The organism is Arthrobacter agilis, from assembly GCF_030816075.1.
GTDB lineage: Bacteria > Actinomycetota > Actinomycetes > Actinomycetales > Micrococcaceae > Arthrobacter_D > Arthrobacter_D agilis_E.
The window spans coordinates 2,347,116-2,370,809 of the sequence record NZ_JAUSXO010000001.1 but is presented as its reverse complement, the minus strand read 5'-3'; the positions used below and the strand labels follow the sequence as shown (position 1 = coordinate 2,370,809).

Sequence of the window (23,694 nt, the reverse complement as noted above, 5' to 3'; positions counted from 1 at the left end):
GAGGGTGGGACTTCCGGGCGCGGTGACCTCGGGCATCCGGGTACGGGCCCCGGGGAAAGGTACGCGGGTGCGGCGCCGTCGGGCGCCCGGGTACCAGGCCCTCCGGGTGTCGGCAGGCATGGTGCGGCGCCATCGGACGCCCGGACGCGGGTGCTGCCGGGCGCCCGGCGGTCAGGCCCCCGTGAGCTCCCGGATGAAGGCCAAGTGCTCGACGTCCTGGAAGGCGCCGCCCTGCTCGTGCCCGTTGTACGGGTACACCTTCATGCGCTTGGGGCCGGCGTAGTGGTTGTGGGCCGCGAACACGCACGACGGCGGGCATACGTCGTCGAGCAGGCCGACCGAGAACATCGCCGGCATGCTGCTGCGCGTCGCGAAGTTCACGCCGTCGAAGTAGCTGAGTGTACGGAAGACGGAGTCGACGGCGTCCCGGCGGGTGCCGAGATACTTCGCGATCTCCGAGTACGGGGCCGTGTCGACGATCTCCGTGGCGTGCCGCATGTGTGCGAGGAACGGGACATCGATGATGGCGCCGACGGGCGGGGTGTCGATGACGCGCTGCGCGAGGGCTGCTGCGGCGAGGGTGATGCCCCCGCCCTGGCTGCCTCCGGAGATCACCACGCGGGAGGGGTCGACGGCGGGGTGCGCCTGCGCGGCTTCGACGGCGTGCACGGCGTCCACGAACAGCCGGCGGTAGTAGTAGGTCTCGGGATCTTGAACGCCGAGCGTCATGAATCCACCGAAGTGTGGCCCGTTGAGGGTGCCGTCCGCGGTGTCGCCGGTCCGGTGGCCCGAGCCCTGGCCCCGGAGGTCCATGACGAAGTGCGCGAATCCTGCGCTCGGCAGTCCGGTCCATTCGCCGAGCAGTCCGCGTCCGCCCCCGTAGCCGATGTAGGTGACGACGGTGGGCAGGGGGCCGGCAAGATGGCGTGGGGTGAGCAGCCAGCCCTTCACCGGCTGGCCGTCGTAGCCGGCGAACGTGACATCCTCCGTGACCAGCTGGGTGTAGCCCGCGTCCACCTCCTCGAAGGAGGGGGCGGCGGCGTGGGTCCGCTGCTCGGCGAGGGTCTTGTCCCAGAAGGCGTCATAGTCCGCGGGTTCGTCGCGATCGGGCAGATAGGTCCGCAGCTGGGACAGGGGCAGGTCGAATTGGGGCATGGGGTGCATCCTTTCACGGCTTCGATGAGCGAAGATAGAGCGCGGACAAGCTGGTCCCGGATCAGACTGTTGACCATTGATACGATTCAATCTACGCTGTGGGATAACGCTTTCCCAAGGCGTACCGCGATGGCCGACGAAGAAGTTTTCCAGGAGGACAAAGATGTTCCGCACACTCTCAAGGCGCACCCTGACGGGCGTTGCAGCCCTGGCCGCCACGGGCCTGGCCCTGACCGGTTGTGGCGGCGGCGGGGGCGAACCCGCAGCACTCGACACCGAAGAAGAGATCACCCTGAACTACACGTTCTGGGGCAACGACGACCGCGCCGCCCGCTACGACGAGGCCATCGCGGCGTTCGAGGAGAAGTTCCCGAACATCACGATCAACGACACGTTCACCGACTACCCCTCGTACTGGGAGAAGCGCCAGACCGAGGCGGCGGGCGGCGGATTGCCGGACGTCATGCAGTTCGACTACACCTACCTCCGCCAGTACGGCGACAACGGCCTGCTCCTCAACCTCGAGGACTACTTCGACAACGGCATCACCACCGACGCCATCGACGAGAGCCTGCTGACCACCGGCAAGCTCGAGGACGGCACCTTCGCCATCCCCACCGGTTACAGCGCGTGGTCGGTCTTCCAGAACCCGGGGCTCCTCGCCGATGCCGGCGTCGAACCCTACGAGGGCGGCACGAGCTGGGACGACTACGACACGTACATGGCCTCCGTCACCGACGCCACGGGCGGGAAGGTGTACGGAGGAACCGACACCACCCAGCGCATCCAGGATCTCGAACTGAAGCTGCGCCAGCAGGGCCGCGAACTGTTCACCGAGGACGGTGAGCTCAACTTCACGCAGGAGGAGCTCGTCGAGCACTGGACCGAGGGCCAGGCGAACCGCGACAAGGTCACCGTTCCGCAGAGCAAGCTCGAGGAGATCAACCCCGTGTCCGGCTTCGGTGGCAACCTGACCACGAGCGAGATGAGCTGGAGCAACTTCCTCGGCGGGTACCTGGGTGACTCCGGAGCCGAAGAGATCACGATCGTGGCTCCTCCCACCGACAACCCGGACGAGAAGGACCTGTACCGCAAGGTCGGCCTGATGCAGGCGGCGTCGTCCTCGACGGAGCACCCCGAGGCAGCGGCGGCCTTCGTCGACTTCCTCATCAACAGCCCGGAGGTCGGCGAGATCTTCGGTGCGACACTCGGCATCCCCGCCTCGGAGACGCAGCTCGAGGGTGCGAACCTCGAAGGACCGGACAAGGCCGTCAAGGACTACCTCGATTCCGTCTCGGACCGCATGGGCGACGCCCCGGCGGCACCTGTCTCCGGCTTCGGCGCCATCGAGCAGACCTTCTGGGATCTCGGCAAGTCCATCGGCCTGGGCGCCGTGACCCCGGAGGATGCCGCGAAGCAGTTCTTCGACGAAGCCTCCGTCACGCTCGGTAGCTAGGCAGACAAAGGAGTTAGATCGTGACAACGGACTCGGCGCACGCGCCAGCAACAGCCCGCACCGCCGATTCCGGTGCCCGTCCGGCGGCAGGCCGCCGGACGGGCACGCCCCGGCCCCGCCGTCCCCGCAACCGCGACACGGTGGCAGGCTACGTCTTCCTCTCCCCGTGGCTGCTGGGATTCATCGGCCTCACCCTCGGCCCCATGGTGGCGTCGCTGTACCTCGCGTTCACCGACTACAACCTCTTCACCGCTCCCGAGTGGACCGGGCTCGAGAACCTCACCCGCATGGCCGGGGACGAGAAGTTCTGGAGTTCGGTGCGGATCACCCTGATCTACGTGCTGGTGGGAACACCCATCAAGCTCGCAGCCGCACTCGGGGTCGCGATGCTCCTCAACTACAAGGCACGCGGCACGGGCTTCTTCCGGTCGGCGTTCTACGCACCGAGCCTCATCGGAGCGAGTGTCAGCATCGCCATCGTGTGGCGTGCCATGTTCTCCACCGACGGCCCGGTCGACGGGACGCTCAACCTCTTCGGCATCAACCTCGGCGGCTGGATCGGTAATCCGTCGCTCATCATGCCGATGATGATCCTCCTCGCCATCTGGCAGTTCGGCGCCCCCATGGTCATCTTCCTGGCCGGGCTCAAAGGGGTCCCCGCCGAGCTGTACGAGGCGGCATCGGTGGACGGCGCCCGCGCCTGGCGCAAGTTCCTCAGCGTGACCGTGCCGATGCTCTCCCCGGTCATCTTCTTCAACCTGCTGCTCGAGATGATCAACGCCTTCCAGGTGTTCGCCTCGGCCTACATCATCGGGTCCGGCACGGGCGGCCCGGGCGGTGCGACGAACTTCTACACCGTCTACCTCTACACGAGGGCTTTCGCCAACAACCAGATGGGCTACGCGTCGGCGATGGCATGGGTCCTGCTGCTGGCCGTCGGCGTCCTCGCCTTCATCCTGTTCCGCACCTCCAAGAGCTGGGTCCACTACGCAGGAGACTCCAAGTGACCACGATCGAATCCAACCCTGCCGTCCCCGTTCCCGTGAACCCCGGCGATCCCACGCTGCGGGCGCCCCGCCGCCGTCCGATGCGCCGGCACATCCCGACCGCCATCTGGATCATCGGCATCGTCGCGCTCACGGCCATCGTGCTCTACCCGCTGCTGTGGATGGTCTCGGCGTCGCTCAAGCCGAACGCCGAGTTCGGCAGCAACCAGGGCTTCTTCCCCGAGAACCCGACCTTCGACAACTTCGTGAAGGTGATGCAGGGCATCGCGGGGATCCCCACCTGGAAGTTCTTCCTCAACTCCCTGCTCCTCGGGGTCGGCGCTGTCATCGGCACCGTCATCTCGTCCTCGATGGCCGCGTACGCCTTCTCGCGCATCAACTTCCGCGGCAGCAAGGTGCTCTTCGCCGCCATGATCGGGACGCTGCTCCTGCCGTTCCACGTGCTGATCATCCCGCAGTACATCATCTTCCGGAACCTCGGACTGATCGACACCTTCTGGCCCCTCCTGGCCGGCAAGTTCCTGGCCACCGAGGCGTTCTTCGTGTTCCTGATGGTCCAGTTCATCCGTAACCTGCCCCGTGAGCTGGACGAGGCCGCGCGCATCGACGGCTGCGGCCACACGCGGATCTTCTTCTCCATCACGCTGCCGCTCATCAAGCCCGCCATCATCACGTCGTCGATCTTCGCGTTCATCTGGAGCTGGAACGATTTCCTCGGTCCGCTGCTCTACCTGAACTCGCCGGACAAGTACCCGCTGCCGCTCGCCCTGCGCATCTTCAACGACCAGACGAGCACCTCCGACTACGGCGCCACCATCGCGATCTCCGTGCTCGCGCTGCTGCCGGTCATGCTGTTCTTCGTGATCTTCCAGCGCTTCCTCGTCGACGGCGTCGCCACCCAGGGCCTCAAGGGATGAGCCGGCGCCAGCGCGAGGCCGTCCGCGGGCGCGAAGCCGCCACCCGCGACGGAAGCGGCCTGCGCTGGCCCGGGGCGAGTGCCCGCTTCGCCCTGTTCGGCGAGGTCCTGTGGGTCGGGGTGCTGTGCTGTGTGGCAGGGCTCGGGATCGTCACGATCCCTGCGGCCCTCGCCGCCGGTTCGGCCCATCTCCACCGCTTCCTCCGCGCCGAGGACTCGCCGCTCCGGCATGTCGCCGCGGACTTCACCGCGGCCCTGCGGACCGGCTGGCTCCTGGGCCTCGGCGTCGCCGTGGGCGTCGCGCTGCTGCTGCTCGACATCCTCGTCGCCGCTGCGCGGATCCTGCCGGGATGGCAGCTCGTCCTGGCGCTGGGCGTCGTCCTGCTCGTCGGCCTGCTCGCGAGCCTTGCCGGGACGACGGCGCGCTGGCAGGCCTCGTGCTCCTGGCGCACCGCCGGTCTCCAGTGGCTCCGCGACGCGCGGCACGACCCGGCCGGCGTCGCGTGGCTCGTCTTCGCGGTGGCCCTGACCGCGCTCGTCGCCTGGCAGCTGCCGCCGCTCGTGGTCCCCGGCATCGGGTGCCTGGTGTTCGCGGCGCTGGCCACCTCCGTCCGGGACCGCCGAACCCGGTCCTGACCGATCACCCCGGTAACCCCGTTCACCCCGACTACCCCTGGAGCTCGCGTGCATTACGGCGGCGATTACAACCCCGAACAGTGGCCCGAGGAGATCTGGCCGGACGACGTGGCTCGCATGGGCGAGGCCGGGGTGACCATGGTCAGCCTCGGGATCTTCGCGTGGGCCCGGATCCAGCCGTCGGAGCACGAGTTCGACTTCGACTGGCTCGACCGCATCATCGACCTCCTCCACGAGGGAGGCATCGTCGTGGACCTCGCCACCGCGACGGCGTCGCCGCCGCCCTGGGCCACCGTCGCCTACCCGGAGATGCTGGCCGCCGACGAGCAAGGATCACCCTACTGGCATGGCAGCCGCCAGCACTACGCGCCGTCGTCGCCGGCCTACCGGAAGCTCGCCGCCGCCCTCGTGACGAGGATCGCGGAGCGCTACGCGCAGCACCCCGCCGTCGTGCTCTGGCACGTCAACAACGAGTACGGCTGCCACCTGAACGTGGACTACTCCGATGCGGCGCGGGACGCCTTCCGGGGCTGGCTGGAGAAGCGCTACGGGACGGTCGACGCACTGAACGACGCCTGGGGCACCATGTTCTGGTCCCAGCGCTACGGCACCTTCGGTGAGGTCTTCCCGCCCCGCCACGCGCCCTACAGCCACAACCCCGGCCAGCTCCTCGACTACCGCAGGTTCACCTCCGACATGCTCCTCGAGTGCTACCGCATGGAGCGCGACATCATCCGCGCCGCGGGGGCGACGCAGCCCGTCACCACCAATTTCATGGGGGCCTTCAAGCCGGCGAACTACGCGCAGTGGGCGCCGGAGCTGGACGTCATCAGCGACGACCTGTACCCGGACCCCAACGATCCCGAGAGCTTCCGCGAGGGCGCCTTCCACGGGGACCTCATGCGCTCGCTCAAGCCGGGAACCCCGTGGCTGCTCATGGAGCAGGCCTCCAGCGCCGTCAACTGGCGGCCGTCCAACGCGCCCAAGGCGCCGGGGCAGCTCGCGGCCCAGAGCGTGCAGGCCGTGGCCCGCGGAGCCGACGGCATCCTGTTCTTCCAGTGGCGCCAGTCACGGGCGGGGTCGGAGAAGTTCCACTCCGCCATGCTGCCGCACGCCGGGACAGGGACGCGGACCTGGCGCGAGGTGGTGGCCGCTCGGTGGGGAGCTCGGCCGGCTGCCGGGACTTCCGGCCGACGACGGCACCGCGCGCGTCGCCATCCTGCTCGACTGGGAGAACTGGTGGGCCATCGAGAACCCGGACCACCCCACCTCCCTCGACTACCTGTCCCTCGTGCGGGGCTGGTACGACGCCGCACACCGCCTCCACGTCCAGGTCGACATCCTGCCGCCCACAGCGGACCTCACCCGATACGCCGCCGTCATCGCGCCGCACCTCTATCTGCTCACGGAGCAGGCCGCCGGCAACCTCGTCGCCTTCGTGGAGCAGGCCGGACACCTGCTGGTGACGGCCTTCAGCGACGTGGTCGACGAGAACGACCGCTTCCGCGCCGGCGGATTCGGCACCCAGGTGCGCGATCTGCTCGGGGTGGTCGTCGAGGACTTCGGCGCCCTCGTCGCGCCGGGCTCGCAGGGACCCGGGCAGCAGGAGGCGCGGGTCGCCGGCGCCGGCTTCGCCTTCACGGGTTCCCTCATCGCGGAGGAGGGCCACGTGATCGACGCCGAGGTCCTCGCGACCTTCGACGGGGCCCGCCGGCACGGCGCGCCGGCGCTGACCGTGCGCCCCGGCGGTGCAGGAGCCGCCTACTACCTCGCCACCGTGCCGGACGACGACGGCGCACGGCAGGTACTCGGGCACCTGTTCGCGGCGGCCGGCGTGGAGCCGGTGCTTCCCGGGCTCCCGCCGATGGTCGAGGCGATCCGCCGTGGCCGGTTGCTCACGGTCATCAACCACGGCGACGAAGCCGCGGAGATCCGGGTGGAGGGCGAGGACGCCCTCACGGGGGACACCGTGGACGGCGTCACGCTGCAGCCCTTCGACTACGCCCTCGTGCTGACCGACCGCTGACCCGGGCCGAGGGGTCCTGCCCCGGCTACACCGGACGCCCGGCAGGTGCAAGACGGGCCGCCCGCTTCGACGGGGACTGCGGGGGAGCGGCCTGCGGTCCTACGCTCGGAGGCATGGACCAGCCGACCGAAGAACACCACCTGAAGGACCTCGGCAGCACGGAGGGCATCGATCCGACGGACGTCGGGCAGATCCAGGACGGGCCGCTGACCGCCGCGGACGAGGTGGACCTCATCTCGAACCAGGTCGTCCCGGACGCGGACCCGTCCGTCGAGACGCTCGCAGGGAACATCGGACTCGAGGACTCTCCCGCGGACAACCCGACGACGGACGACCGCTTCACCGGCGGCTCGCGCTAGCGGAGGCCGAGGACGGAGCCCCTGCCCGCCAGGGGGTCGCCTCCCCGGGTCGGACCAAAACGCCCGCACTCCCGGCGAGGGCGCGCCTGCGTGCCTAACCGCGCAGCTGCTGCACCATGTCGAGCACGACGGCCCGGAGGTCGCCGTCGTTGTCCTCGGCGATCCTCCGCTGGCGCTGGTACCCCGCGCCGCGCTGCAGGATGCCCTCCACGTCCGCGAGTTCACTGCTGCAACCGAGTTTCGCGGCGACCGGCTCGAGCCGGTCCAGGACCTCGACGAGGTGCTCGGTGACGAGCTGCTCGTTGCCCTGGGCGTCGAGGATGATGATGGCGTCGAGGCCGTACCGTGCGGCCCTCCACTTGTTCTCCTGGATGTGCCACGGCGGCATCGTGGGGATGGTGCCGCCGGCGTCGAGCGTGGTCGAGAACTCGTGGACGAGGCACTGCGTCAGGGCGGCGACGGCTCCGACGTCCTGCAGGGTCGAGAGCCCGTCGCACACGCGCATCTCCACCGTGCCGAGGTTGCCCACGGGGCGGATGTCCCAGCGGATCTCGCTCACGGAGTCGATCACCCCGGTGGTGAACATGTCCTCGACGTAGGACTCGTACGCGGCCCAGTCGTCGAAGTGGAACGGCAGCCCGGCGGTGGGCAGCTGCTGGAACATGAGGGCCCGCTGCGAGGCGTACCCCGTGTCCTCGCCACCCCAGAACGGTGACGAGGCGGAGAGGGCCTGGAAGTGCGGGAAGTAGTTGGCCAGGCCGTCCACCACGGGCAGGGCCTTGTCCCGGTGGTCGAGACCCACGTGGACGTGCACGCCGTAGATGACCATCTGCCGTCCCCACCACTGCGTGCGGTCGATCAGCTTGGCGTAGCGCTCCTTGTCCGTGACCTGCTGGGAGCGGGGTGCACTGAAGGGGTGCGAACCGGCGCAGAACAGCTCGACGCCCATGGGGTCGGTGACCTCGCGTACGGCGGCGAGTGATCGGGACAGGTCGGCCTTCGCCTCCTCGACCGTCGTGCAGACGCCGGTGACGAGCTCCACGGTGTTGAGCAGCAGCTCCTGCTTGATGTGCGGGTGCTCGTCGTCGTCCTGGAGCTCGGGGTGGTTCGCGCTGACGCCGCGCAGCACCTGGTCGGCGACGGAGACGAGCTCGCCGTTGTAGCGGTCCACGATCGCGAGCTCCCACTCGACGCCGAGCGTGGACTGGGCCGATTGCGCAAAGTCGATCTTCAAGGGCTGGCTCCTGGAGCGGTGCTGGGATGGTGGTGCCTCGGCAACGCGCCGTCGCGGAAGAGACTCGTCCCCATGCTAGTACGTGGCACGCGCGTGCGGCACGGCCGGGGGCACTGCTGCAATGATGGTGGGGTGCCCATCCTGAACAAAGACATGACCCTCTGCATCTCCCTGGCCGCGCGGCCCAGCAACATCGGCACGCGCTTCCACAACTACCTGTACGAGGAGCTGGGGCTCAACTACATCTACAAGGCGTTCACCACCAAGGACCTGCCCTCGGCCATTGCGGGCCTGCGCGGGCTCGGCATCCGGGGCTGCGCCGTCTCCATGCCGTACAAGGAGGACGTGATCGCGCTCGTGGACCACCTCGACCCCTCCGCGAGGGCCATCGACTCCGTCAACACCATCGTGAACGACGACGGCGTCCTCACGGCCTACAACACCGACTACCTCGCGGTGGAGCGGCTGCTGCGCGAGCACGCCGTCCCTCCCACGCACTCGGTGCTCGTCCGGGGTTCCGGCGGCATGGCCAAGGCCGTCGTCGCGGCCCTGCGCGACTCCGGCTTCACGCGGGTGGCCGTCGTCGCCCGGAACGAGCGCACCGGCCGTGCGCTCGCCGAGCTGTACGGCTTCACCTGGCAGCAGGAGGTGGGGGAGTCGACGGCCGACCTGATCCTCAACGTCACGCCGCTCGGCATGGCCGGTGCCGATGCTGATGCGGTCGCTTTCCCGCAGGCCGCGATCGACGCCGCGCAGGTGGTGTTCGACGTCGTCGCATCGCCGTCCGAGACGCCGCTGATCCTCGCGGCCCGGCAGGCCGGCAAGCCGGTCATCACGGGCGCCGAAGTGGTCGCCCTCCAGGCGGAGGAGCAGTTCGTCCTCTACACCGGGGTGCGGCCCACACCGGATCAGGTGCGCGCGGCGGGGGAGTTCTCCCGCCGGCAGGCGTAGCGCCCGCCGGACGCGGCCCGGCTACAGCCGGTACCAGCGCATGCCGTGCGGCTCGATCGTCACGCCCGCGGCCAGGAGCGCGTGCTCCGCGCCGATGAGTTCGAGGGCGGTCCGGGGCAGGCCCGAGAGCGTCTCGGCGCTGACGGACTGGGGCGTGTCGGCGAAGTTCGCGAGCACGACGACGGTGGAGTCCTCGCCGTCGAGCACGCCCGGGCGCTGGTAGCCGAGCACGTGCGGGTTGTTGGTGTGGAAGGGCACCAGCCGGCCGCCTGCGAACTCCGGGGTCTGCCGGCGCACCTCGACGAGGCGGGTGAGCCCGGCGAAGACGGCGCCGGCGTCCGTCGAGGGGTCCTGCCGGGCCGCATAGCGCTCCGCCGGGTAGGCGGGGCGGCCCACCCAGCGGCTGTCGGACGTCTTGGCCGGGTCGGCGAGGTAGGAGTAGTCGTTGAGCTGACCCACCTCGTCGCCGAGGTAGAGCAGCGGGATCCCGCCGGTGCTCAGGATGATGGAGTGCGCCAGGAGGATCCGCGCCACCCCGGCGCCGGTCCCTGCCTCGTCCGCCTCCAGCCCGGCGAGCGACGCCGTCGTGCCCGAGATGCGGCAGTCCCCGGTCCGCGGGTTGTCCTGGAAGGGGACGCCGCGCGCGAAGCTCCCGGGGAACCGGTCCACGAAGAACGCATTGAGGAACCGGCGGTGGTCGTACCCGTCGATCCCGAGCTCCGCGGCGTCCTCGTCCGAGAACGTCCAGCCGATGTCGTCATGGCTGCGCACGTAGTTCACCCACGCGGTGCCCTCTGGGATCTCGTGCCGGCGCTCGAGGGCCTGGGCGAGGAGGGAGACCTCGCGGGTGGCCAGCGAGTTCCAGATGAGCGCCATCTGCAGCGGGTTGTAGCTGAGCCGGCACTCACCCGGGTCGATGTACTGCACCACCTCGTCCGGGTGCACGATCGCCTCCGACTTGAACAGCAGGGAGGGGGCGGCGAGCCGGCAGACCGCGTTGAACGCCTGCAGCAGGAGGTGTGCCTCGGGCAGGCTCTCGCACGCGGTGCCCAGCTGCTTCCAGATGAACGCGACGGCGTCCATGCGGACGATGTCCACGCCCTGGTTGGCGAGGTACAGCATCTCGCCCGCCATCGCCCGGAACACCCGCGGGTTGCGGTAGTTGAGGTCCCACTGGAACGAGTGGAACGTGGCCCAGATCCACCGTCCGTCGTCGAGCTGCACGAAGGAACCGGGGTGGTCGTCGGGGAAGATCTCCCGCACCGTCTGCTCGTAGGCGTCGGGCATCGTACGGTCGGGGTAGATCCAGTAGAAGTCCTCGTAGTCGGGATCGCCCGCGAGGGCCCGGCGGGCCCACTCGTGCTCGTCGGAGGTGTGGTTGAAGATGAAGTCGACCACGAGCGCTATGCCCTCCCCGCGCAGCTCCCGGGCGAGGTCCGCGAGGTCGTCCATGGTGCCGAGGGACGGCTCGACCTGGCGGTAGCTGGAGACCGCGTAGCCGCCGTCGGAGTTCTCCGCCGGTGCCAGGAACAGCGGCATCAGGTGCAGATAGGTCAGCCCGAGGTCGCGGAAATAGGGGATGCGGTCGCGGAGACCGGCGAGACTGCCGGCGTACAGGTCCACGTAGCAGACCCCGCCGAGCATCCTGTTGGACTGGAACCAGTCCGGCGCCATGGCACGGGACGCATCGATGGCCTTCAGGTCCGCGGGGCGGTCCTGCCACGACGCGGCGGCGTCGAGGACGACCTGCAGCAGTTCCCCGTCCGCGCCGGGCCCGTAGAGGCGGTGGAAGAGCGACTGCAGGCGGGGGACCTCCGCCTCGAAGCGCGCCTCGAAGGACAGCCAGTCGGCGTCCGGGGTGTCCTCCCGGCGCGCCGCCCTGAGCTCTGTCCGGATGCGGTCCACGGTCAGCGTCTGCGGAGAACTCATCCCGCAAGCCTATGGCAGCCGGCCCCCGGCACCACCGTCGTGCGAAGGACCACGGGTGACGACGACCCGGGCAGGCGGACGTGGCCCCGCACGATGCACGAAGCGCCGCGCCCCTTCCGGGACGCGGCGCTCGATGCTGCGGTGGGGACCGCCGGAATCGACTACTCGGCGACCGGGATGGACTGCGACTTCAGGGAGTCGATGGTCTTCTGCTGCCCGTTCTCGAGGGCGTCCATAAGGGTGCCGGAGCCGCCGATGGCAGCACCGAAGCCGTCGGAGACGTCGGTGTAGGTCTGCGTCATGGTGGGGCCCCAGGTGAAGTCGGGGTTCACGTTCGCGGATGCGTCGGCGAAGACGTCGTAGATCTTCTGTCCGCCGTAGTAGTCGACGCCGCCGGAGAAGGCGTCCAGCTCGGTCGCCGACGTCGCCGCCGGGTAGATACCGCCGAGTTCGTTGGCGAGCGCGAGGGCTTCGGGGTCGGTGTTCAGCCAGAGCGCGAACTTGGCCGCTTCAGCCGGGTGGTCGGAGCCCTTCAGCACGGCGGTGGACGAACCGCCCCAGTTGCCGGCGGCCGTCCCGCCGTCCTCCCACTGCGGCATCGGGGCGACGGCCCACTTGCCCGCGGTGTCGGGTGCGCCGGTGGACAGTGTCGTGGCGCCCCAGACGGCGGACACCCAGGTCCACTGCTGGCCCTCGTTGAACGAGGCGTTCCACTCGTCCGAGAAGGACGGCAGGGTGGAGACGAGATCCTTGGACAGGAGGTCCTGCCAGTAGGTGGCGACCTCCTCGGACTCGGGGCTGGTCAGGTCCACGTCCCAGCTCTCGCCGTTGTTCGCGAACCACTGGCCGCCGTTCTGCCACACCATGCCGGCGAACCAGTTGACGTCCTGCTTCGGGAAGTTGGTGATGTAGGAGCCCTGCGCCTTGATCTTCTCCGCTGCGGCCGCGTACTCCTCCCACGTGGTGGGGACCTCGATGCCGGCCTGCTCGAAGAGGTCGGCGCGGTAGTACATGGCCATTGGGCCGCTGTCCTGCGGGACGGCGTAGACGGCGTCCTCCTCGCCGAAGGTCACCTGGCCCCAGGTCCAGTCGACGAACTTGTCCTCGGCATCGGCGACGCCCTCGCAGCCGGCGATGTTCTCCAGGCCGTCCTGCACGCGGAAGTTCGGCAGGGCGTCGTACTCGACCTGGCCCAGGTCGGGGGCGTTGCCCGCCTGGATCTGGTTGAAGAAGTTCTGGTAGGTGCCCGAGTTGCCGTTGGGGCTGGTCTGCACCTGCACCTGGATGTCCGGGTTGTCGGCGTTCCACAGCTCGACGACCTTGTCCATGCCGGGGACCCAGGTGGTGAAGTTCAGGGTGACGGGGCCCTCGGAGGCCTCGCAGGGAGCCGCGTCGGCGCCTGCCTCCGTGCTGTCTCCGCCGGCTGAGCAGCCGGAGAGAGCCAGCGCAGAGATCATGGCAAAGGCCGCGGTGACTTTTCCGTAATGCGCGCGCATTGTCTTTCCTATCGGTGGTAGTGCGGTGCGGGGGCGGTCGCCCCTGCACCCGAGGTGCTGGTCAGGAAGGGCTGCTACTTCACGCCGCCCGCGCCGAGGCCGCTGCTCCAGAAGCGCTGGAGGGCGAGGAAGGCGATGATCAGCGGCAGGATCGACACGAGCGCACCGACGATCACGAGGGAGCGCAGCTCGGGGATCTGGCTGATCTGGCTGTTCCAGGCGTACAGGCCAAGCGTCACGGGGAAGAGCGCCTGGTCACGGAGCATGATCAGGGGGAGGAAGAAGTTGTTCCAGATCGCGACGAACTGGAAGAGGAAGATCGTCACGAGGGCCGGTGCCATGAGGCGCGTGGACACCGTGAAGAACGTGCGGATCTCGCCGGAGCCGTCGAGGCGGGCGGCTTCGAGCAGTTCGCCGGGCACGCTGGCCGCCGCGTAGATCCGGGCCAGGTACACGCCGAAGGGGCTGACGAGGCTCGGCAGGAACACGGCCCACATGGTGTTGGTGAGCTCGACGCGGCTGAAGATCAGGAACAGGGGGAGCGCCAGCGCGGTGGCGGGCACCAGGACGCCGCTGAGCACGATGTTGAAGATCGCCTCGCGTCCCCTGAACTCGTACTTGGCGAGGGCGTACCCGCACATCGCCGCGATGACCGTGCCGATCAGCGCACCGACCCCCGCGTACAGGGCGGAGTTCAGCAGCCACCGGCCGAACAGGCCGTCGCCGTAGGCGAACAGGCGTCCGAGGTTCGTGAAGAACGTCCCGGCCGAGTTCGCCGTGAACCACAGGGGAGCGGTGGAGCTGATCTCGCCGCCCGTCTTCGTGGACGTGGTGAGCAGCCACCAGATGGGGGTGAGGAAGTACAGGGTGAAGACACCCATGATGAGCATGGCCGCGCTGCGGGACATGATGCTCTGGCGGGGTCCGCGGGAACGGTGGTCGGCGCTGTCCGCCGTCGAGCTCCCGTCGCGCTGGCGCCTGGACGCGGTGGCTGGGGCTGCCGTCACTGGGTTACCTTCCGCTGGGTGGACTTCAGGAAGACGAAGGAGAGGATGAACGTGGCGAGGGCGAGGACCACCGAGAACGCCGCGGCGAGGTTGTAGTTCGGGACCGACGCCGTGGTGTAGACCGCGAGGTTCGGCGTGAACGTGCTGTTGATCGCCGAGCTGAAGCTGCGCAGCGTCTGCGGTTCGGCCAGGAGCTGGAGCGTGCCGATGATGGAGAACACCGCCGTCAGGATGATGGCCGGGATCACCAGGGGGATCTTGATGCGCCAGGCGATCTGGATGTTGCTGGCGCCGTCGAGCCGCGCCGCCTCGTAGATCTCCGTGGGGATCGCGAGCAGCGACGAGTAGATGATCAGCATGTTGTAGCCGACGTACACCCAGGTGACGATGTTCGCGATCGCCCAGAGCACGAGATTGCCGCCCAGGAAGTCGACGTTCGAGGTGACGGCGCCGAACGGGGAGAGCGACGGCGAGTACAGGAAGCCCCACATGATCGCGGCGATCACACCGGGGACGGCGTAGGGGGCGAAGAACGCGAGCCGGAAGAACTTCTTGCCCTTCAGCAGGGGCGAGTCCAGCAGCAGTGCGAACAGGAGGGCGAGGCCCAGCATGATCGGCACCTGGACGACGCCGAAGAGCAGCACGCGCCCCACGGATTCCCAGAAAGCCGTGTTCTGGAAGACCTGCTCGTACTGGACGAAACCGCCGAAGACCTGGCGGGGCTTGCCGAAGGTGCCCTCGCGCTCCACGGTGAGCAGCGACTGCACGACGGCGTAGACGATCGGGATGGCGTAGAAGGCGAGGAAGAGGATCCCGAACGGGGCGATGAACAGTGCGACGGCGCGGCGCTGCGCTCCCGACGTCCGGTTCCTCCTCGCGAGCGGGGCCCCCTTGGGGGCCTGCGCCGGGGTGCTAATGACTGACATTGCCTGCATCCTTTCGGCCCTGGTCGGGGCCGTCGGTGTCGGGGATTCCTGGGGTGGTGCGGACAACGCGGACCGCGCCTGCGGGAACGGTGACGACGTCGGCCGAGGCCTCGGAGGTCAGCAGTTCCAGGCCGCTGACCCGGTACTTGCGGTCCTCGGCGGAGTGGTTGATCAGGAAGACGTACTCGTGTCCGTTGCCGCGGCGGGTGACGGTCTCGAGGCCGGACTGCGCCTCGGGCACCTGCACGCCGGCGGTGACCGCGGCCCGCAGCAGCAGATCCGTGAGGACGCCGCCGTCGAGGACCGTCGCGGAGTACCACGCCTCGCCCGCCCCGACGCGGTTGCGGGTCACGGCGGGGGTTCCGGCGTGGTGGCCGCCCGCGTAGTGCAGGACGGCCTCGGCCGAGGTGAGGCGCAGGGCCTCGGACCAGAGCGATGCGAGGGAGCCGTTGTCCAGCGGAAGCGGGTGCGCGGGGTCGAGGGGGAAGAACTCCTCCGAGCGGATGCCCAGCAGGTCCCGGAAGGCGCCGGGGTAGCCGCCGGGGACCACCCGCTCGTTCTCGTCGACGATCCCGCTGAAGAACGTGACGAACACGGATCCACCGTTCGTCACGAAATCGCTGATGACGGCGGCGTGCTCGGCACGGACCAGGTAGAGGTTCGGCACCACCGCGAGCTTGTAGGCGGACAGGTCGGCACCGGGCGCCACGACATCGACCGTGAGCCCGGCGTCCCACAGCGCCTTGTAGGCGGCGTGGACCTGCTCGATGTAGCGGACGTCGCCCGACGGATGCGATTCCTGGTCGTGCGCCCACCAGGCCTCCCAGCTGAAGACGAGCGCGACGTCGGCGTGCACCGTGGTGCCCGCGATCTCCCGGAGCCTGCCGAGAGCGGAACCGAGTTCGACGACGTCGCGCCAGATCTGCGAGTCGGTGCCCGCATGGGGCAGCATCGCGGAGTGGAACTTCTCGCTGCCCTGCAGCGATGCACGCCACTGGAAGAAGCACAGGCCGTCCGCGCCCCGGGCGAGGTGGGTGAGGGAGTTGCGGAGCATCTCGCCGGGGCCCTTGGCGATGTTGCGCGGCTGCCAGTTGACGGCGCCCGTGGAATGCTCCATGAGCAGCCAGGGCCGGCCCTGGGCGAGGCCGCGGGTGGTGTCGGCGGCGAACGCCAGCTCGGCGTGCGGCGTATCGAGGCGGTGGTCGAGGTAGTGGTCGTTCGCGATGACGTCCATCTCCGGCGCCCAGGACCAGTAGTCCTGGTTGCGGATGTGCGCGGCGACCATGAAGTTGGTGGTCACCGGGGCGTCGCTGTTGCGGCGGAGGGCAGCCTCCTCCGCCGAGTAGTGCGCGAGCAGCTCGTCGGAGCTGAAACGGTTGAAGTCGAGCGTCTGCGTCGGGTTCGTGGCCGAGAGCGTGAGCCTCGGGGGGAGCACCTGGTCCCACGCGGAGTAGCGCTGGCTCCAGAAGGCGGTACCCCATGCGGCATTGAGGGCGTCGAGCGTCCCGTAGCGGTCGCGGAGCCAGCCGCGGAAGGCCTCGGCGGAGACGTCGCAGTAGCACAGGGAGTTGTGGCAGCCGATCTCGTTGGAGACGTGCCACAGGCGGAGGGCGGGGTGGCTGCCGTAGCGGGCGGACACCTGCTCGACCAGGGCGAGCGCGTGGTCGCGGTACACGGGGGAGCTGGGGCAGAACGCCTGGCGACCTCCCGGCCACCGGGCCGTGCCGTCGGCGGTGCGGGGGAGCAGCTCGGGGTGCGCGGTGGTGAGCCAGGCGGGGGTCGACGAGGTGCCGGTACCGAGATTGACGCCGATACCGTTCTCGGCGAGCAGGTCCATCACGGCGTCCAGGTGCTCGAACCTGAAGATCCCCTCCTCGGGCTCGAGCTCCGCCCACCCGAAGATGTTGACGGCCACGAGGTTGACACCGGCTTCCTTCATGAGGCGGACGTCCTCGTGCCAGACGGAGGGGTCCCATTGCTCGGGGTTGTAGTCACACCCGTAGACGAGCCGGTCCGTGCCGGAGAGTCCTGCGACGGTGGTTGTGCGTGCCAAGCCTGCTCCTCGTGCTGCGGTGCCGATTCTCGGGGCGATGCCGGAGAAGGACCGCGGCGCAGCTTCTGTGAACGTTCCCAGAAACGGGCGGCTGAGCTCTCCATCGAGATTGTGTGAACGCTCCCAGAGTAACGAGGGCCACAAACGGTGTCAACGCGGAAGGGCGTGTCGGGTCCGGTGTGCCGACGTCGTCCGGGTCGTTCTCCGGGCTGTCGTGGAGGCTGTCGTGCGGGCCGTCGTGGAGGCCGGGCAGGGAACGGCCCGGGTGGCAGGAGGGACGTCAGCGGGGCGGGGGACGACGAGGACGACGGGAGGGGGGGCGAGGAGTCCGGCGCCGCCCGACCTGCAGGCCCGGGCCGTGTGCTCAGTCCGCGGGTCGGATCCGCGCGGCCAGCAGGGGCGTCCCCGGTCCCTCGAGCCCGTCGAGGTAGGCGGCCCGGCCGGCGAGACACATGACGAGGGCGAGGAGCGTGCCCCGTACCTCCGGCCCCTCGCCCGCCGTGAAGGGGGCATCGGTCGCGACGAGTCGGAGCCGCGCTCCGTTGCGGCGACTCGGGACGGTGAAGTTCCGCGCCACGAAGAACTCGGCGACCGGCAGCAGCGCATCGAGACCCGGGCGGGTGGGGATGCCGAGCGGCTGCCGGATGTCCTGCGCATGCACCACGACCTCCCCCAGATACGCGGGGAGGTCCGAGGACGGGGCGACCGACAGCCGGGCGATGGCGCGGAAGCGGTCGAGCGTGCCGGCGGGTGATGCCCCGAGGTGCTCCGCGAGGCGGCGTCGGTTGTGCACGTCGGGTCGGAAGCCCGCGAGGAGCATGCTCCTGATCCACGGCCACCGGCCCACCGACGCGGCGGCCGTGAGGTGCGCCGTGACCTGCTCCACGTCCCACGCCCCGCACAGGGTGGGACCCCGCCACTGCTCGGGCGTGAGGGTGGCGAGGTCCCGGGCGAGGGCGGCGCGCTCCGCATGGGTCACCTGCCACAGGGCATCGGTCGTGGTGGTGGCCATGCGTGTCCTTCCTGGGAGGGCCGGAGCCCGATGATCAGCTGCGGACGAGGATCAGACCGGCTGCTGGTCGCCGTACTTGGCCTGGACGGCCTGCCAGTCGCCGGACTGGGCGATGGGGTCCATCCACATCACTTCCCACGCGTGGCCGTCGGGGTCGGAGAAGGAGCGCGAGCGCATGAAGCCGAGTTCCTGGGACTTGTTCTCGGTGGCGCCCGCGGCGACGGCCTGCTCGACGAGGGTGTCGATCTCCTCCGGCGCATCGACGCTGATCGCGTTGATCACGGCGGACGTGCTGTGGGCGTCCGCCACCGGCTTGTCCGTGAACTGCGCCCAGTGCTGGTGCGTGAGGATCATCAGGAAGATGGTGTCGCTGATGGCCACCGCGCCGGCGTCGTCGTTGGAGAAGTTCGGATCGAGCGTCCAGCCGAAGCTGGTGTAGAACTCCTTGGACCGCGCCAGATCGCTGACGGGCAGATTGATGAAGACGTTCGTGGCCATGGCCGTTCTCCTGTTCGTGGTGGTGGTCCGCTGGGCGGTCCGGTGGCCCTTTCGAGCCCTTGCACCCCTTAGACGCGGGGTCCTCCGGGAAATCATCGGCGCCGGACGTAGCCCTGTCCACCCCTTGCGGACCGGGCCGACCAGGTCAACCCCTTGCGGAGCAGGCTGAAGAGGTCAACAGTATGGTGAAGAACCCAGGGGAGGCCGACCATGAGCACTTCTGCAGAGCATGCGTCCGATGCGCAGACCTCGACCGGCGAACCGGAGCTCAAACGGGTCCTCGGGCCGAAACTGCTCCTCCTGTTCATCGTGGGCGACATCCTCGGGGCAGGCGTGTACGCGGTCACCGGGACCATGGCCGGCACGGTCGGCGGGCTGGTCTGGCTCCCGTTCCTCCTGGCCTTCATCGTCGCGACGATGACCGCCTTCTCCTACCTCGAACTCGTGACGCAGTATCCGCAGGCGGCCGGGGCGGCCCTGTACACGCACAAGGCGTTCGGCATCCACTTCGTCACCTTCCTGGTGGCCTTCGCGGTGGTGTGCTCGGGCATCACGAGCGCGGCGACCTCGGCCAACGTCCTGGCCCAGAACTTCTTCGGCGGCCTCGACGTCAACGGGTGGATGGCCATGCCCGGGCAGGGGGTCATCACCGCCGTCGCGCTCGGGTTCATGCTGCTGCTGGCCGTGATCAACCTCCGCGGGGTCGGCGAGAGCGTGAAGTTCAACGTGGTGCTGACGCTCGTCGAGGTGACCGCCCTGTGCATCGTGATCGGCGTCGGATTCCTCGCCATGGCGCAGGGCAACGGCAACATCGGCGAGATCTTCGTGTTCACCGACTACCAGGACAAGGGGCTCTTCCTCGCGGTGACCGCCGCGACCTCGATCGCGTTCTTCGCCATGGTGGGCTTCGAGGACTCCGTCAACATGGTCGAGGAGACCCAGAACCCCGAGCGGATCTTCCCGCGCTCCATGCTCACCGGCCTCGGGATCGCCGTCATCTTCTACATGCTCGTCGCCATCTCGGTGGTCACCGTGCTGAGCCCCACGGAGCTGGAGGGCATCCGGGAGTCCGAGGGTGCGGCGCTGCTCGAGGTGGTCCACAAGGGCTCGCCCGACTTCCCGATCGACAAGATCTTCCCGTTCCTCGCCGTCTTCGCCGTCGCCAACACGGCCCTGATCAACATGCTCATGGCGAGCCGCCTGATCTACGGCATGGCGCGGCAGGGCGTCCTGCCCCGGCCGCTCGCGAAGGTGCTCCCGGTCCGCTGCACCCCGTGGGCCGGTATCGCCTTCTCCACGATCCTCGCGCTCGGCCTGATCCTCTACGTGACCAGCGATCCTGACAGCAACATCGTCGCCAACCTCTCGGGCACCACGGCCTTCCTGCTGCTGTGCGTGTTCACGGTGGTCAATGTGGCGTGCGTGGTGCTGCGGCGCAAACGGGACGTCAACCAGAAGGTGTTCTTCACCTCGCCCGGCCCGCTGCCCATCGTGGCCGCGCTGCTGTGCGCGTTCCTCGCCGGTCCGTGGGTGGGGCGCGACGTCGTCCAGTACCAGATCGCCGGCGGGCTCATGGTGATCGGGGTGGTCCTGTGGGTCATCACGTGGCTGATCAACCGGAGGACCAACACCCGGGCGGGAGACCTGACGGAGATCGACGGCTGATCCGGGTCCGCGCGGGGCGCTACCATCGCGTCATGGAGATCCTCCGCTACGCGGCGTTCACGGACCGGCCCGACGGCGGCAATCCCGCGGGCGTGGTGCTCGACGCCGACGACCTGGCGCCGGCGCAGATGCAGGCCATCGCCGCCGACCTCGGCTACGCGGAGAGCGCGTTCGTCTCGCGCAGGGTGCCCGGCGCCGCGACCGTCCGGTACTTCGCGCCCGAGGCGGAGATTCCCTTCTGCGGGCATGCCACGATCGCCACCGGCGTCGCGCTCGCCGAGCGGGAGGGGCCGGGACGGCTGGTCCTGTCATCGCCGGTGGGTCCGCTCGACCTGCGGACCGGGATGGTGGACGACCGCCTCGTCGCATCCCTCGTGACGGTCGGGCCCTGGGTCGCCGCGATCGACCCCACGGTACGGGCGGAGCTCCTGCGGCACCTCCGCCTCGCGGAGGAGGACCTGACGGATGACCTGCCCGTGATGCTGTCCTTCGCCGGCAACGTCCACCCGATCGTGGCCGTCCGCGACACCGCGATCCTCAGGCGCCTGGACTACGACTACGACGGGCTGAAGCAGCTCATGGCCGCCCAGGGCTGGGGCGCGACGGTCGCCGTCGTCCACCGCCTGGCGCCCCACGTCTTCGAGGCCCGCAACCCGTTCCCGCCCGGCGGGGTCCGCGAGGATCCCGCCACGGGGTCGGCCGCCGCGTCGCTCGGCGCGTACCTCCGTGCGCTGGGCAGGATCGCACCACCGGTCAGGCTGACGGTCCATCAGGGCGCCGACGTGGGCCGGCCCTCCGTCATCACGGTGGACGTCCCGCCGGACGGCGGCCTGACGGTCTCGGGCGGAGCGGTCCGCATCAGCGGATAGGAAGCGGGACCTCAGGGCCGCCCGCCTCAGGGACGCTGGTGGGACGCGCGACCGAATGCCGGCGGACGCGCGAACGGCAGGACCGTACGACCACGGCCGGCCCGCGGCTCACCTGCGGCTCAGTGGCCGGCGATGGGTGCGATGAGTGCCTGCGTGGCGGCGATCAGGTCCCCGGGCGCCAGTTCGATGTCCAGGCCGCGCTGTCCGCCGGAGACGAAGACGGTGGGGTGGTCCAGGGCGGAGCGATCGACGACCACGGGGGAGGGGTGGCGCTGGCCCAGGGGGGAGATCCCTCCGAGGACGTAGCCCGTGCGGCGCTGGGCGACCGCGGGGTCCGCCATCGCAGCCCTCCGCCTGCCGAGAGCGGCGGCCAGGGCCTTCAGGTCCAGCGTTCCCGTGACGGGCACGACGGCGGCCACGAGCGATCCGTCGGCACTGGCCATCAGGGTCTTGAAGACCCGCGCAGGTGCGACGCCGAGGGCGGTGGCGGCCTCCAGCCCGTAGGAGGAGACACCCTGCTCGTGCTCGTAGGGGCGGGCCGTGAACGCGATGCCGGCCGCCGTGAGCGCGGCCAGGGCCGGGGTGCTGCGCGGGCCCGTCGCTCTTCTGCCCACGGCACCTCCTCGCGCTTCTCAGATGGCCCTGGTCCTAGGGCGGGCCTGATCCTACGACGCCGACGCGAGGTCCCGGATCAGGGCCAGCTCCCAGGCGTCGGGCCGGCCCCAGGCTCCCGCGAAGTCGCAGGACAGGAAGAAGTCTGCCACGACCGGACCCGTCAGGACGAGGCCCTCGAGGTACTCCACGCCGTCGTGGTCCACCCGCTCGACGCCGTGGCCCCGGAGGGCCCGGAGGAGGGGGCCGTCGTCGTCCGACGCGGCTCCGTCGAGGCCGTCGGTGATGTCGGCGATGTCAGTGGTGTCGGCGGATGCGGTGCGCAGTGAGCGCCAGTGCAGGTACAGGCCCTCCGCCTCGTCGACGGATACGAGGGAGCCGTCGGCGGTGACGGTGATGCATTCCTGGATGAACTCTTCGGTGTGCTGGGTCATGGTGGTGATCCTTTGCAGTGTCTGGGACGCGGGACCGGGCAGGGGTGGGGCCGGTCGGGGGTGACGCGCGCGGGGCGGTCGGTACGCAGCGGATGCGGTGATGGGCAGCGCTGCGTCAGGGCGCGGAAGCGCCGACGGGAGATGAGGTATCCGTCAGAACGGCGGGTGCGAACCGGGGCGAGGACTGCTCGCCGGGGCAGGGGTCACCGGACGGCCTGTAAGCGGCTGGAGCGAGGAAGGTTCTGGCTGGTCATGATGCACGCCCCTTTCGGGGATGGTGCTCTGCTGTTGCATGCCCGGCGGGAACGGCGGGGCTGCGAAGAGAAGAACCGAAGACAGCCGCCTTCTTCTAGACAACTACCCCCACCCTACGCCTTCCCGTCGCGGATGGCCCGGGGAGCCTCGGCTACAGTACAGATATGCCCCCGACGCGCCCCCGGAACCGCCGGGCGACCATCAACGACGTCGCCACCGCGGCCGGGCTCTCGCGGGGAACGGTCTCGCGGGTCGTCAACGGCGAGCGCTACGTCTCGGACGAAGCCCGCGTCGCCGTCGAGGATGCCATCGCCAAGGTCGGGTACGTGCGGAACTCGGCCGCCCGGAACCTGGTCACGCAGGAATCGCGCGCGATCGCCCTGATCATCCACGAGCCCCACTCGCTCCTGTTCGAGGACCCCAACATCGGCTCCATCCTCCTGGGGGCCAACGCCGTCCTGTCGAAGGCCGACTACCAGCTGGTCTCCCTCATCATCGACTCGGACCGGGACAGCCGCAGGGTCGCGGACTACCTCCGGGGCGGGCTGGTCGACGGCGCGGTGATCGTCTCCGCCCGTGCGTCGGACCCCATCGCGTCCGCCGTGCGCGACATCGGCGTCCCCGCGGCCTTCGTCGGGCATCCGCCCGGCACGCCCGATCTCCCCTATGTGGCCATCGACAATGTCGCGGCGGCCTTCGCTATCACCCAGCGTCTCGTCGGCACGGGCCGGCGGCGCATCGGCATGATCGCGAGCGCCATGGACCGGGACTCCGGGAACGACCGGTTCACGGGGTTCCGGGCTGCCCTGGGCGAGCGCTTCGACGCCTCGCTGGTGGTCGAGTACCCCCTCTACACCTACGCGGCGGGCCTGGAGGGCATGCAGGAACTGCTGCGCCGCTGCCCGGAGATCGACGGTGTGTTCGCCGCGTCCGACGCCGTCGCCGCGGGTGCCATGACGGCGCTGCAGGAGTCGGGGCGCAAGGTGCCCGACGACGTCGGGATCGTCGGGTTCGACGACAGCAGCTGGGCCCTGAGGACCAGGCCGCAGCTCTCGACCGTCAAGCAGCCCGCCGACCTGCTGGGCAGTACCGCCGCCGAGCTGGTCCTCGCGCAGATCCGGGGCCTGCCGAGCCCCGTGCAGGTGCTGGACACCACGGTCGTCTGGCGCGATTCGGCCTGACACGCGCGGTGGACGGC

At 69.5% G+C, this 23,694-nt stretch carries 21 protein-coding genes and 1 pseudogene; 11 read left to right on the top strand and 11 right to left on the bottom strand.

The window, feature by feature from the left end; genetic code table 11:
• Window positions 1-171: 171 nt before the first annotated feature.
• A complete protein-coding gene (locus QFZ50_RS10960) occupies window positions 172-1,155 on the bottom strand; it encodes an acetylxylan esterase (protein ID WP_307084118.1) in 984 nt (327 codons plus the stop codon).
• Between the two features lie 163 nt (window positions 1,156-1,318).
• Between QFZ50_RS10960 and QFZ50_RS10955 the strand changes: the two genes are divergently transcribed.
• The 7 genes and pseudogenes from QFZ50_RS10955 to QFZ50_RS10925 all read left to right on the top strand — a co-directional run bounded on the left by QFZ50_RS10955 (window position 1,319) and on the right by QFZ50_RS10925 (window position 7,555).
• The gene (locus QFZ50_RS10955; protein WP_307084117.1) at window positions 1,319-2,611 is read left to right on the top strand and encodes an ABC transporter substrate-binding protein; all 1,293 of its coding nucleotides are present in this window, start codon (window positions 1,319-1,321) and stop codon (window positions 2,609-2,611) included.
• 20 nt (window positions 2,612-2,631) lie between these two features.
• Window positions 2,632-3,618, top strand: coding sequence for a carbohydrate ABC transporter permease (locus QFZ50_RS10950; RefSeq protein WP_373462268.1), 987 nt, complete (start codon window positions 2,632-2,634; stop codon window positions 3,616-3,618).
• Window positions 3,615-4,535, top strand: coding sequence for a carbohydrate ABC transporter permease (locus QFZ50_RS10945; protein WP_373462267.1), 921 nt, complete (start codon window positions 3,615-3,617; stop codon window positions 4,533-4,535). The genes QFZ50_RS10950 and QFZ50_RS10945 overlap by 4 nt, the downstream gene beginning before the upstream one ends.
• The gene (locus QFZ50_RS10940) at window positions 4,532-5,170 is read left to right on the top strand and encodes a hypothetical protein (RefSeq protein ID WP_307084116.1); all 639 of its coding nucleotides are present in this window, start codon (window positions 4,532-4,534) and stop codon (window positions 5,168-5,170) included. The genes QFZ50_RS10945 and QFZ50_RS10940 overlap by 4 nt, the downstream gene beginning before the upstream one ends.
• Window positions 5,171-5,287: 117 nt before the next feature.
• A pseudogene (locus QFZ50_RS10935) lies at window positions 5,288-6,262 on the top strand (beta-galactosidase); the annotation flags it as partial.
• Window positions 6,263-6,344: 82 nt separating this feature from the next.
• Window positions 6,345-7,196 carry a beta-galactosidase gene (locus QFZ50_RS10930; RefSeq protein WP_307086771.1) on the top strand — a complete coding sequence of 284 codons (852 nt, stop codon included), beginning with the start codon at window positions 6,345-6,347 and terminating at the stop codon, window positions 7,194-7,196.
• 113 nt (window positions 7,197-7,309) lie between these two features.
• Entirely contained in the window at window positions 7,310-7,555 is a 246-nt protein-coding gene (locus QFZ50_RS10925; RefSeq protein WP_307086895.1) for a hypothetical protein, read from the top strand.
• Between the two features lie 94 nt (window positions 7,556-7,649).
• On the opposite strand, the gene QFZ50_RS10920 is transcribed toward QFZ50_RS10925, so the two are convergent.
• Window positions 7,650-8,789 carry a glutamate--cysteine ligase gene (locus QFZ50_RS10920; RefSeq protein ID WP_307084115.1) on the bottom strand — a complete coding sequence of 380 codons (1,140 nt, stop codon included), beginning with the start codon at window positions 8,787-8,789 and terminating at the stop codon, window positions 7,650-7,652.
• 132 nt (window positions 8,790-8,921) lie between these two features.
• Between QFZ50_RS10920 and QFZ50_RS10915 the strand changes: the two genes are divergently transcribed.
• On the top strand, window positions 8,922-9,740 hold the full coding sequence (locus QFZ50_RS10915) for a shikimate 5-dehydrogenase (RefSeq protein WP_307084113.1): 819 nt from the start codon (window positions 8,922-8,924) through the stop codon (window positions 9,738-9,740).
• A 21-nt stretch (window positions 9,741-9,761) separates the two neighbouring features.
• On the opposite strand, the gene QFZ50_RS10910 is transcribed toward QFZ50_RS10915, so the two are convergent.
• The 7 genes from QFZ50_RS10910 to QFZ50_RS10880 all read right to left on the bottom strand — a co-directional run bounded on the left by QFZ50_RS10910 (window position 9,762) and on the right by QFZ50_RS10880 (window position 18,661).
• Window positions 9,762-11,669 (bottom strand): alpha-amylase family protein, encoded by a 1,908-nt coding sequence (locus tag QFZ50_RS10910; RefSeq protein WP_307084111.1) that lies wholly within the window; start codon window positions 11,667-11,669, stop codon window positions 9,762-9,764.
• 161 nt (window positions 11,670-11,830) lie between these two features.
• Complete coding sequence (locus QFZ50_RS10905) at window positions 11,831-13,165, bottom strand: ABC transporter substrate-binding protein (protein WP_307084109.1); 1,335 nt, start codon at window positions 13,163-13,165, stop codon at window positions 11,831-11,833.
• A 74-nt stretch (window positions 13,166-13,239) separates the two neighbouring features.
• Window positions 13,240-14,073, bottom strand: a complete 834-nt coding sequence (locus QFZ50_RS10900) for a carbohydrate ABC transporter permease (protein WP_307086769.1) — start codon at window positions 14,071-14,073, stop codon at window positions 13,240-13,242.
• 95 nt (window positions 14,074-14,168) lie between these two features.
• Window positions 14,169-15,107: a carbohydrate ABC transporter permease gene (locus QFZ50_RS10895; RefSeq protein WP_307084108.1), complete on the bottom strand. Its 939-nt coding sequence runs from the start codon at window positions 15,105-15,107 to the stop codon at window positions 14,169-14,171.
• Entirely contained in the window at window positions 15,085-17,151 is a 2,067-nt protein-coding gene (locus QFZ50_RS10890) for a beta-galactosidase (protein ID WP_307084106.1), read from the bottom strand. Before QFZ50_RS10890 ends, QFZ50_RS10895 begins: the two co-directional genes overlap by 23 nt.
• 364 nt (window positions 17,152-17,515) lie before the next feature.
• Complete coding sequence (locus QFZ50_RS10885; protein WP_307084104.1) at window positions 17,516-18,163, bottom strand: maleylpyruvate isomerase family mycothiol-dependent enzyme; 648 nt, start codon at window positions 18,161-18,163, stop codon at window positions 17,516-17,518.
• Between the two features lie 51 nt (window positions 18,164-18,214).
• On the bottom strand, window positions 18,215-18,661 hold the full coding sequence (locus QFZ50_RS10880; protein ID WP_307084102.1) for a VOC family protein: 447 nt from the start codon (window positions 18,659-18,661) through the stop codon (window positions 18,215-18,217).
• Window positions 18,662-18,871: 210 nt separating this feature from the next.
• Between QFZ50_RS10880 and QFZ50_RS10875 the strand changes: the two genes are divergently transcribed.
• Together QFZ50_RS10875 and QFZ50_RS10870 are read left to right on the top strand one after the other, a co-directional pair.
• Window positions 18,872-20,326 carry an APC family permease gene (locus QFZ50_RS10875; RefSeq protein ID WP_307084100.1) on the top strand — a complete coding sequence of 485 codons (1,455 nt, stop codon included), beginning with the start codon at window positions 18,872-18,874 and terminating at the stop codon, window positions 20,324-20,326.
• Window positions 20,327-20,358: 32 nt separating this feature from the next.
• The gene (locus tag QFZ50_RS10870) at window positions 20,359-21,195 is read left to right on the top strand and encodes a PhzF family phenazine biosynthesis protein (RefSeq protein ID WP_307084098.1); all 837 of its coding nucleotides are present in this window, start codon (window positions 20,359-20,361) and stop codon (window positions 21,193-21,195) included.
• A 119-nt stretch (window positions 21,196-21,314) separates the two neighbouring features.
• Here QFZ50_RS10870 and ybaK read toward each other — a convergent pair whose 3' ends face one another.
• A complete protein-coding gene (gene ybaK / locus QFZ50_RS10865) occupies window positions 21,315-21,809 on the bottom strand; it encodes a Cys-tRNA(Pro) deacylase (protein WP_307084096.1) in 495 nt (164 codons plus the stop codon).
• Window positions 21,810-21,860: 51 nt separating this feature from the next.
• Entirely contained in the window at window positions 21,861-22,241 is a 381-nt protein-coding gene (locus QFZ50_RS10860; RefSeq protein ID WP_307084094.1) for a hypothetical protein, read from the bottom strand.
• Between the two features lie 419 nt (window positions 22,242-22,660).
• Here QFZ50_RS10860 and QFZ50_RS10855 point away from each other — a divergent pair, with 419 nt between their 5' ends.
• Complete coding sequence (locus QFZ50_RS10855; RefSeq protein WP_307084092.1) at window positions 22,661-23,677, top strand: LacI family DNA-binding transcriptional regulator; 1,017 nt, start codon at window positions 22,661-22,663, stop codon at window positions 23,675-23,677.
• The last annotated feature ends 17 nt before the right edge of the window (window positions 23,678-23,694 follow it).